At 38.8% G+C, this 12,703-nt stretch carries 3 protein-coding genes and 1 pseudogene; all 4 read right to left on the bottom strand.

The genetic code is table 11. The annotated features are described in order from the left end of the window. Positions 1-8: 8 nt before the first annotated feature. Positions 9-5,981: an SdrD B-like domain-containing protein gene (locus tag BLS38_RS02240; protein ID WP_425283445.1), complete on the bottom strand. Its 5,973-nt coding sequence runs from the start codon at positions 5,979-5,981 to the stop codon at positions 9-11. 192 nt (positions 5,982-6,173) lie between these two features. After that, entirely contained in the window at positions 6,174-8,861 is a 2,688-nt protein-coding gene (locus BLS38_RS02235) for a beta strand repeat-containing protein (RefSeq protein WP_092746720.1), read from the bottom strand. 200 nt (positions 8,862-9,061) lie between these two features. Next, positions 9,062-9,541: a hypothetical protein gene (locus BLS38_RS02230; RefSeq protein WP_244518151.1), complete on the bottom strand. Its 480-nt coding sequence runs from the start codon at positions 9,539-9,541 to the stop codon at positions 9,062-9,064. 608 nt (positions 9,542-10,149) lie between these two features. Beyond that, a pseudogene (locus tag BLS38_RS02225) lies at positions 10,150-12,702 on the bottom strand (prealbumin-like fold domain-containing protein); the annotation flags it as partial. Between the last annotated feature and the right edge of the window lies 1 nt (position 12,703).

Below are 12,703 nucleotides of genomic sequence, written 5' to 3'. Positions count from 1 at the left end.
TAAATGGCTTAGTCATTGCTTCCCTTTCCTCTTTTAAACAAGTTTTCATCAAACTTGAATCTAAAGCGTAGGTAAGCACCTTGAATTGTGGTATCACTTTCCACAAGGTCATCGTCTTTATAACCAGAAAAATTATAACCCCCAGAAACCCATAAGTTTGCAGCCACTAAATAACCAATTTCAGCGCCTAATAAAATACGTTGCCCAGAACTAACATTTGACCATAAAGCACCTGTATGTGCCCCTGCATCCCATCGTTCATTAATGTCGTACATTGTACGTGCACTAAGCATATGTGTTACGCCACTAGACTCCAAGTTAGAGAACGTTGTATTTACACTTTTCACTGCATATTGCCCTGAAAAGGTCCAATCTTTCACTGGGTGATAATTCACATGATGCGACAAAATATATACGTGCTTTAGATAAGGATTGGTTAAATCTGTTTGATTATGATCATAACGGTATTCGACTTTAGCCAGCGCATCAAAACGATTACGTTCAGTATCACGATAAGCCATACCCAATTGGAAGCGATTAATCAAACGGTCGCCACTACTGCTACTTTTACTATTGGTATGGCTAAAAATATTTTTTGCCAGTAATGTGACATCTTCCGAATATTTATAAGCCACCCCCAACGTGTTTAATAAGGTGTCAGCTTGATCTGCTAAACGGCCTTCAATCCGTGCTACTGTTTTCCAATCTGGATTTTTTAAATACTCTATTCCGACAGAAGCGGCTGTACTTTCTGCATTACTACTATTCACCGTAGACAATGCTTTCGTTTGCTCAAAACTTGCGTTGGCATAAACCCCTTTTTCAAGCTCCCAACGGTTACGTAATCCTATTGCAGCTTCGGCTTCACGCGCACTCATACCATCGCGTACACGATATTCACTAAATGCTGTACCATTGTTGTTATATTTACTATCAAGCCCAAAAACAGTAACATTTTTACGTTCACTACTATTTAAGTCATAGACACTACCTAGGCTAGAGACTAGCTCATGGCGACCATAAGCTCTAAGCTTAGAGTTTATTTGGTAATTTGCGCCTAGCGCAAAAAGTCTTCGATTGGCTTCGATAATATCTTGTTCATATTCAGTAAATATGTTCGAACCTTGCCAAGGCAACTGACTGGTTAATTTTGTACGCAACGTTGTACCATGATACGGTTCTATAGGTGTTGTATTGAGTACATTTTGGTTAATTGACTTATCATAGTATTTCAAACCAAGCTCTAAAGTGAGAATACGGCTAATCGCTCGCTCAATACTTGCTGAAAGACCTTGGTTGGTTCCGTTAGTTTGATCTTCTGTACGAATTGCTTCAAGCTTAGCTAAACCAATATTATTCAATTGAATGCGTGCTTTCAGCCCACTTTCTTTACGCCCTGCAGTAATGGGGGCTGCTGTATTATAAAACCCAAGGTCTGCTTGGTTATGATACAGTTTCATATCCAAGTCTTTATATGCATAATTAAGTTCAACACGAGCGGCATTTCCTGATAACTTTCCAGAAGCATCAGGTTGAGACTTGGTTTGTGTTGTAGAAGTTAAATCACTGTAAATATTTTCTGAACGAGCAAACTCAGTCACCAACTTACCTTTATCATTGGCAAATTTAACCACTGTATTTACACTAGCAAGCTGATCTTGTGTTAGCGGATTATCACTTTTCACATAAGAACCACCAACTTTGAGTTGTTTCGTCACTTTCATAGATGCTGAAACACCACCCACAGTGTATGTTTCACCGCCTTGATCAGATTCTACCGTAATTCGTAAGTAAACAGGGTTCAAGTCCGCATCAACACTGGGTACAGGGTCTTTTAAGTAAATACTATTACTAAAAGCATCTATTTCATAGTCAGTAAAACGAGTGAGTGTCGTACGTGCAATAATTAATCCGGTATTATTACGATCACGCGTTATGACTTCCACTTTTTCGCTATTGTCTCGCATGTCTTGAACGTTTACACCACCTAAACTATATGGGCCAGAAATACCCATCGCACGTTGCTCATTAACCACTTGTTGCGTATTCGTGTTAGCGGCAAAAGCAGTGACTTTATATTTATCAGTTTCTAATGCACCACGTACGCCAGTTAAAGAGCGGTTATATTGTCCTAAAGATAATCCTTCATCGTTTTCAGTGCGTGTCACATAATCACCATACATAACATATGAGCGACCTTTATCTACACGTACATACAGCTTACTGGTCGATTGAGCATCAAACCCTTTTGTGGCTGAATCTCCATACACAGGATAATATTCATCTGGGCGAATATCACGAAATAATCGCTGATTTTTATCTTTATCTGAGTCATACGACAACGTAAGTAAATATTCACCCTTCACTTGACCTTTTAAAAATAATGCTGCTCGTCCATTAATACTCTGCCTGCCGTCATGTGAAGAAGAAATGTCATTCAACTCCTCTTCAAAACTATCATTGGATTGACTTTGGCCGAATTGTTTTGGATCAAACTTTTTAAAATTAACAGAACCCTCGAGCATACCCACTGCAATGATTGGTCTAAGATCTGGTAAAAAACGGATGGCTGTGCTGGTATTAAAGATACCGCTTTCAACAGACAATACACCCTCACCAGCTTCTGTTGGCGCAATAATTGGTACAAGTAAAGTTCCACCCTCTACAAAAACTTGTATACCTGGCTGTTTTGGATCTAAATCGACTAAGTCAATTTTACCAATCGAACTGTCTAAAGTAATTGGTGTACGCGTTGAAACCAACGTACCGTGACGATCGAGTAAATTTAAACGTACGGTATATGAATCACGGCCATTTGCTTGTACTGCAACCTTGCTCGGCTCAAGACGTAATTTATCGAGTTGATCAGGTGCAATGACTTCTATACGTTTTTTATCACGAACGTTACCCATCATGTCTAGTTGACGTACTTCAATGCTATTACGACCAACTTGAAGATCAATACCAATAAAGTCTACCCCAGAGACCTGTAAACTTGGTAAAATTGCTCGTTTACCAATGCGCTTTTCGGGTACTCGCTCCCCATTAACCCACAATTCAAGTTGTGTACCCGCCGTACCTTTAATCTGCACAGACGTTTGTGGGTAAGCCAATACCTGCCCATCTTTTAAATTCAAAATATCGAGTTGATTATTGGTGGTATTTTCTAAAGCATTCTCTAGATTAACCATTTTCAGCGGATGCATTTCTTCTGGTAGATCTTTTGTCTCAACTGCATGAACATCATTCGATTGATTAGGCTCAAATTGAGGCTGTTTTAATTCTTTAACCGGTTCTTTCGACAAATCAGTATTACAATTTGCTGTCATTCCTTGTGTAGAAATACAACCACTGGCTGGCTGGCCTCTTACATCTGTCACTTTTGAAGTAATAGGGTCAAGTGTTAAATCTGAACGCAAAATTTGTTCTAAATTGGTATTGTTTTGCTCTACTTTCTTTTTACGATCAAGTACACGCTGTATTAGTGTTTGTGAGCAAGTCAAATTATGATCTGCAAGTGCAAAATCAGCCCGATGTAATTCACCACGTTTTAAATCGACAAAACGAGAGTTTGGGTCACCCGCCTGTCTATTGCTGATAAGCAAGAGTTCCGAGTCAAGTGGTAAACTTGTACGGTCTACTTTTAATACATGTGTTTTAGCACTTACGCCATAAAAATCATACTTCCCTTCGCTATCTGTCAGTACATAACTGCCATCTTCAAGATAAATTCGCACACCAGGCACACCAATTTCACCCAGATCTTGTACACCATTTTTATTACAGTCGGTAAAAACTTTACCTACAATAAATCCATCTGAAATTAAAGCACCAGGGGTTACCTCTACAGCAGCCATGGCTTCATTGGACTCTACACCTTTACCATCTCTTGCACGAACACGGTTAATTCCATCACCATTGAGTGCGTTAGGTCCAATATATACACGGTACTGTACTTTAACCTCTTTATTAGTCGTGAGTGTACCTAACCCTAATTTAAGATATGGCCCTTTTCCTCCGATAGGATCTGCTACTTTTGTACCATCTACTCGCATAGAACCTTGTACATAAATAAAACCTCTAGGCAAGGTATCTGTCATGGCAACATTGGTTGACTCGGCAGTTCCACGATTCGCTACAGTTACTGTATATTCTTCAAAATCACCAATTTCTGCTGTTTTACTTGAAACTGCTTTTTTAACAAATAAAGCTGAATTTGTACTTGATATAACAGGATCGATTGGAATATCAATATTCAGTGCAGGGTCACCACTATTGAGTGTAAATTGCCCTGCATAAGACCAGTTCAAATCAACCACTTTATCACTAGAAAAACTAGGATAAACATTACGATCACTTACAAAAGTGTACGGTGTGCTCCCTGTAATTGTTTTGGTATCCACCACAAGACTATATGTGCCTTCTTTTACTAGTGGATAAATAAACTCACCTGCACTGTTAGTCACTTGACTTGCTGGAATCGAAACCTCATCACCCGTTTGAGGATCAACCCTAAATGCAATATCATTAGCAATAGGTTGACCACTCTGGTTTAACAGCGTTACAGTGGCACCAGCTACAGGTAGCCCTGTTTTTGCATCAAAAACAATACCATATGGGTCGATTAATATATTTGCACTAACATCTGCAACTGTTTCACCTGATTGACCTTGTGCATCCACACAATCCGTTAAACGAATATCTACTTGATCACGCTTTACTGTCTGCAAAACAAAATCATACGGTGCACCTGTATTTGAAAGTACTGTCGGCAGGCTATAGTGAAATACGCCAGTATTTACACCGGTCTCTACTGCAAATACTTCTTCTATATCACCTGTTTTTGCTGATTTAACACGAACTTTTACTCGATCTATAGCATCACGATCTATATTGCAGCTGGAATTTTTAGCCTCTATGTTTAAAGGTTTATTTACACTTCCTGTTGCTAAAATACTCTTAAAATTACTTGAGTTATGTGAAATATGTGTCGTTCCAGTCACTACGGTAGCTACCGTATTTGACACGGTGTCTTTTTGTCGATCGGCTACCGCATAAGATACTTTATAAGCATTTTTTACTGTAGTTTTTGCAATATTGTTGTTCATACTAAGTGTAAGCGCAATCTGCTCTGATGAACCCGCTATAATTTGCGGAAAACCAACCACCAACTGACTCACTTGAGCCAAATCGTTGGGTACAATCGTGCTATAACTGTTATTACTCAGTTTATATAAAATTTTCGCTTGAGGGTTTTTTGCAACCGCTGATTTAAATGTTGTATTTGGCGGTAAATCATCGACTAATAACACCATTTTTTGATTTTGACCATCGACTAAAACATCAATAGGTCGAGCGGTCTGTTTACCATCATTTGTTATATTTAACGTATAATTTAAATCATAATTTGCAGTAGCAGATGGCACAAATGTTTTTTGCTCTACATCTACATTTGCGACCAAATTTGCACCATAGCTTATTGCACTGTCTATGGCTGTCGCCGTGACTTGATTGTCTTCCACAACAGTTGCTTTAATCGGTAAATTAAATTGCTGACCTTCTATTAAGTCTGCGCTTGTATTTGCCACGACCCATAAATTAACACTTTGCCCAACAGCTAAAGCGAGCTGTGTTGTTACGGCTTGATCCGTGCTGTCAAACTGACCATCTTTATTACTATCTATGTAAATTTTAATATGATTAAACGCATTGTTTGCAGCTGATTCTAACTGAACATTTATTGGTGCGTTGCTGTTATTAGAAAGCGTATTTGCCCAAATCACACGTGTATTGGCTTCAACATCGAGCACAGGCGGTGTGGTTAACGTGATTGCGTATAGTGCAGATACATGCACATCTACAGCATTTGAAACTGATTGTTGTTGATTGCTATTTGCATCAATAAAATTTGCATAGGCAATATTTTGAATTGTAGTCCCAGCATTAGGGATATTTGTTGCATGACTGTATTGAGCAGACAATATCGATACTGTCAGCGTAGATAATATGAAAGATATGTTTTGACATACTTGAGTTTTTTTCTGTCGTCGCACAGCGTTCTACCAATCAACCTAATTAATCTAAATAAAAAATGTCATGTAGACACTTGCTTTGAGCAAGTGTCTACAGATTTAATACACCTATAATGAACAACCAAAATTGTTCAAGGTATATTAATTATTTACTTTGATCACAAACTCTAAAGATGCGTTTGTATTAGGTACAAGCGGTGTTTTTTCTGCAGCGACTGTTCCTGTTGAACCATCACTAAGCGAAGTTGTAGATGAAGTTAATGATGCATTCGTTGCCACTGGAGATGCACCACTAATTACTTTTAACGTTGTATATGCAGGAGTTGCATCGCTAATGACAACATTAGTTACATTGGCATTACCTTCGTTGTACGCAGTGATTTTATACTTCACACACTCACCAGGCTTTGCAGATACTGTGTTTTGGGTATACGTAGATGACTTCACAGCACCCGTTGCACAATCTGCCAATACTTGCTCTTTAACTAAACGAACTTGACCACTCGTGACAGTCGTTAAGTCTGTATTCACAAGATCAGCCACTGACTGACCACCAACAACTGTTGGCTTAATTGTTAAAGTCACACCACTGGTTGTACCTGCAGTTGCACTGGTTGGTGCTTGAACTTTAATAAGTAAGTTCACTGATGCACCACGAGCAATAGAACCTGTAACCGCAGCAAGGTCATTGCCTGTCACCAATTCATTAGATTCGGCAATACCATCATTGTTTAAATCAACAAATAAACTGGTTACCCAACCATTGGCGGCCTGATCATTCGTGAGTATAAATGGCAAGCTACCTGCTGTGGTTGCTTCCGCAATGTTACTGTTGTTGGTCAGTGTATGGGTATAAACCACTGTACCACCTTGTGCAACCTGTCCTGTACGGTCATTTTGGAAACTTAGCTTGCGCACAGTCTCTACAATAACGCGATCAGACATCACATCTGCTAAACCAGTTGCAGGCGAAGCCACTTTAAAGAGAACTTCTTGACTACCCGCTGAGGCATTGCTTGGCGGTGTTACGACAGCAACCAATTTAATACTGCCACCGCTTGAAACGTTACCCGTGTTTGTAATTGGTGCACCTGTTGCATTACCTGATGCATCAGTTAAGTAATACTGAACAGTCCAACCATCTGGCAATGCAACTGATGTAGATAAATTATAGTTGTCTCCAGTTGCACCATTATTTTGTACAGTAAGCGGGAAACTTGTTGCTTGAGCAGGTTTAGTTGACTTGGTGTCAATATACTGGCCAGTATCTTGGCCAGATGCACCCACAGTGCTACCTTTGCTGTCTGTAGTGTCACCATTAGACAAATCAACAGTAGATGCCGTGACCTGACTAATAACTAATTTAATGCTATCTGTTGCACTTGAGTTGCTCACAGGTGCAGAAGTTAAAACTGCATTAATTGGTGAAGATGTGTGATAACTAGAAGGCAACGTCACTTTTGAAACGATTTGATATGTTGCGCCACTTGCTATTGGGCCAGTATCTAAAATACCATCGCCATTGGTATCTGTTAACGGTGTTACACCATCAACTTTAAACAACTCAACAATACTACCTAATGGTAAAGAATCTTTGTTTATAGTAATGTTATATGACTCAGTTACATTACCGGTATTGTGAACAACAATCGGTTCGCCGCCATCGGTTGTTAAACCAAAGCTCACAGGTGTACCTTGAGTCGTTGATTTAGTAATCACATCTGGTGTTGGTGTCGTTGTTGTTTGTCCATCAGCAAAAGCATCTGAAAGACTGTCGTTCATGGTACCTTTTTTCACACCCAATACAGTAACGTCATTTGAGTTAGATTTTGTTGTACCTTCAGGGCCTGCACCATCTGGATCAACTTCAGCAACGTTGGTAATTTTACCGGCAGCAGTATTTTGAACCACTTGTACTTTAAACTTCAATACACCAGAACTATTGGCCGCAACACTTGCAAGTACTAACGTCGCTTTACCTGAAGCAAAGTTATATCCGTCTGCATCTGTGTTTGCATCATTAAGTGCTGTACCATTGAGGGTTGCAGAACCCGCAACATAGTTTAAGCCCGCAGGCAGTAAATCTGTAATTGTTACGTCTTTTGCTGTGGTGTTACCCGTGTTTTGGTACGCCAAGCTATATTCAACTTCACGTGCAGATGTACTACTTTGAGTTGCATCTATGTTTTGTACACTTGCAGACTTAACAAGACTAATCACAGCGCCAGTTGTGATTTTAACGGTATCAATGTTTTTTGCATTGATTGTTGTATCAAAACGACTTGCAGCAGAAACTGTCAATTTACCAAGATCATCTTTAGCACTATTGCTTGCTGTTGTTGCTTGTACAATCAGGTTAACCGACTCACCTGCAGCTAAGCTAACACTTGTAATTGGCGTTTGACTATCTGGAATACCATCTTTATTTGCATCTAAATAAACATTTAAACCACTGAAGTCGTAGTTATCTGTTGAATTATCACGCGTATCGTTATTGGCAACACCCACTGTAAACGTATCTGTACCATTACCCGTGTTGGTTAAAGTATGCGATAACGATACCTGACCATTTGCATTGGCCGTTTTTGTTTGATCAGAAGCCAATGTAAAACTTGCAACTTGTAAAACAGTAGTCGTTACTACATTAGATGTCACAGTTTTACTCGCACCATTGCTATCCGTATAGCTTGCAGATGCAATGTTACTAATATTCGTCCCAGCAGTTGGCGTTGCTGCATTTGCAGCTGAAGTAAATACAACACCACCGGCAAGTAATGCCATTGAAGTTGCAAGTTTCGTCAACTTTAAACGTTGTGTTTGATTAAACATCTAGAATTTCCCCTATTGAAATACTCAATATATTCAACTTGAATGACTGACAAAAAATTTAAAAACATAACTCGAGGGTAAGCTTACAACATATTTCAATTGCTTCTCGATCAAATCGGATCAAAAAAATAAGCCCAGATATCAAACAAAATTGTCTGATATAATGTTAAAATACAGTATGCTATGAAAATTACAGAAGATTATTTACTCTGTGTTTTTTCACTATTAACGCGTGTTTGTGCTGAAACAGTAATAGATTTACCTACTGGAAGTACCGCAACTGTCCAACGTAATGCACGATAGTCTTTTAATGGCACATTAACCATTTGATTGCCTTCTTTCATTTTTAAAGGCATGGGAGAGAAGTTAATACCATCTGTACTTGCGGTTGCATTTTCAGGCTTATTCTTTGCCAAAAATTGAGTTTCTACAGGAATAGGTAAAGTTGCAGCGAGGTTTTTAATATCACCTGACGTATTATTTGTATACGTTACACGATATTCAACCACATCATTTGGCTTTACATTGCTCACAAGCTTCGCTGTTTGAGCACCGTCACTACCCACAGTAATCAAATACGTCTTTAGCTCTACAGAGACCGGTTCTTTCGCAAGTTTGGTTTCAGCAGACACCTGTCCCACTATGAGTGAGCCAGTGACAGCCAATACACATTGAATCAAATAATTTTTTAAATGCACTTTGGTTGTTCCCCAGTTCAAAATAAAGCACTTTAGACATTTTCTCACATATTATGCAAATAATCTCCATATTGTATACACAACGCACAATATTTTATGTAATTTTGTTTAAAATATATGTTTTCTATTAAAGTAGCAACTCTAGCAAACAAACCATCGGAAAAGTAAAGTTGCTATTTAATTCAAGTTTTGAAGGTATAAAATATAAAAATTATACTAAACGTCCACTTCTTTCATAAAAAAATATCTAAGCATATATACATATATATTTCCAACAAAAATAAATACATAGAGAATAAGAAACCAACAATACGGGAAATTATCTCTATTTTTTATAACTAAAAATCCCCTAACTTACCCGATTAAAACACTTTAATATGACAATCGTGTCTATAAACAGAGTAAAACCTTCAAATTATAGTTTTTATATTCATTGAAATGTAGCGTGATACTCAATCAATCTGCTGTTTTAAATGTGGCACACGCTTATTTAAACAATTGAATGTCACATGTATGCGCATATAAAACAAGCATATCACCACAGTATAGACAGTGACATGCATTGTATAATCAGCAAAATTTTTATCTTATTACTGTGCCACACAAAATCTAAGTGTCCCTGAAGATGCTGGGTTCAATAAGCCTGTTAAAATCCATTCTAAAGTATTATTTGCAGAACTCGCGTTACACGTGTTTCCATTCGGAGTCACATTACAGCTAATACTGCCAAAAGTGGTCGCCGTAGGTAAACTATCTTTTACTTTTACGTTTTGCAGTTTCTTTGTACTGTTATTTTTATAGGTAATTTCATACTCTAGATGGTCATTCTTGGTTGCCTGATTTGTTGTATTAAATGCATTTGTATCAGATGAAGTCGCTGGGCAACTAGCCACTGTACGAACTTTTTTAGCTAAAGTTAATCCAGCACTTCCTATCAACGTCACATCTTTGCGCTTTAAAGTTTGACCAGTTATTGTTTCTACAGGGTTTGCCAAAGCAAATTGATAGCTTGCTTGCAACTCACCTATGTGCTGTGCGCCAGCAATCACATTGGTTGGAACATAAACTCGCTGTACTAAACAAATATTTGTATTTGGCTGCAATAATACGGGGCTTGAGGTGGTTGGGTTAAAAAGCACCTCTCCTGTATCGACTTGACCATTACAATTACTGTCTCGATAAATTAACGCTTGCCATGGTTGGTCTATACTAGAATTTGGTTGTTGCGTTTGTGTCTGTAATAATTGGGTGAGCTGTACTGGAGTTTGTGTCGTTAAACGATGAGGGTAATCTGTGACATCACCTGCAATGGCCGTATGTTGGCCATCTTCATTTAATACAACATTGACTATAACATCACCAAAATTATTCCCAATATAACTCGTAGCACTGGTTTTCGTCAGTGTTATACGGTCGCTTGAGCGATCATAACCAGTCGTACCACTCACAGATAGATATTCAGGTCTATTTTGTTGTGTAATACAAAATGATGATGGCAATAAACCTTGTTCAATTGAGAATGCATAATCACCACTTGCGTTGGTTAATACTGAGGCTAACTGAGTTGTACTACAGTTATTTAAAAGTATGGTACTGTTCTCAATACCAATCTCACCCGTATCTTGCGTCCCATTATATGCTTTAGCTACATCGCCTGTTGTACCACTATTGTCGGTAAATACTCTGCCTGCAATATCGACATAAATCAGTTTATTATTCGTAAAAGTACAGGTAATGTTCGCTCCTTCTTTAATGCGGGCAGCAGGAATCGTCATCACATTATTGGCTAATGTCCAAAATGTACCTGTATTACCTGTAGTAGAACTATTTGTATCACTACAACTGACACCAGATAAAACATACCCAGTCACCGCACTTTCAGTCACCGAAATATCACTACCGAGTGTTTTTGCCCACAATTGTTGTGCAGAGTTCACTGGTGTCCCTGCAACCGTTGTTGTAATACTATCGCTCGTCACATCTATTGTATTATTCACAAGATTACTCAGATTAATATAATTAAAAGTACCCACACCATTAATTGAGTTTTTAGCAATTTTAATTTTTGCACCATCAATCAGATTTATGCTGACAGGAATTCCCGCTGTCGTTGCAGCATCGTAGTTTGTCGTTGAACAATCACCACTCAGTGACAAACCAATTGCGCCATAACCACCTGCCGCTTGCTCACTTCGACCATTGTAGGTGTTTCTATTAACAATACGATAAGTGATACGGTGATAGCCTGGTGCTAATCTAAATGAACTTGAAACAAACCCACCAGCCACGTAGCCATCTTGAGAAACAACACTGGCACCATCTACAATAATATATCCCCCATCATCAACACCAAGACTACTTCTACCAACGCATGCTGTGACTGTATTTGAGTCAGCTGTTGTATATACGCCTGTAGTAAACTCCCATGCCCGTCGGTTGTCGCCATTACCTGTCGCTTCTGGATTAATTAAATTGAGCTGTACTGTTGCATTTGCATCTGTACTCATATTGGTAATAATACGCTGAATCATGGCTTGAGCTGTGGTGGTAGATGCAGCATATGTTGAGTTTTTTAGACCTCCAGCGCTACTAACCAAATAAGCACCTGTAGGGCTAGATTGGCTTACAGGCCATGCAGCTACAACACTTGTACTTTCATCAGAGTAAGCACCTGATTTTGCTGTACCGCCAGTTCCTGTATAACCGACCCAAAATGCGCCATCTTTACTGGTTTCATTTTGATTATTACTTCCCCACACTTTATATAAAGTCTCGCCTACACCACTGCCTGGGTTAAACTCATCACTTGAAACTTTTACTGTTGCTTGTTGACCAGACCCTAAAGATGAGGCCGATGTGGTGTTATAGCTCACAACCAATTGTTTAGTCACACCATTTGTAACATTACCTAATGTGCATGACCAATTACTGCCACTTAATGTACACGCTGTACCACCAACAACACTGACAGAGGTCACAGTTACACCAGTTTTTGGCGCTGCCACATAGGTAGCAACGGCATTTGTTGCATTATTTGGACCTTCATTTTTAATATTAATCAATTGCGAACCAATACGTCCACGCTCAATGGCAGGTAAAGTTGCACTCACACTAAAACGTGCTTCTAAAATAACGGCGTCTGCT

The organism is Acinetobacter boissieri, assembly GCF_900096955.1.
In the GTDB taxonomy this organism is placed as follows: Bacteria; Pseudomonadota; Gammaproteobacteria; order Pseudomonadales; family Moraxellaceae; genus Acinetobacter; species Acinetobacter boissieri.
The sequence above is the reverse complement of the archived record's forward strand: the minus strand, read 5'-3'. Positions and strand labels throughout refer to the sequence as shown.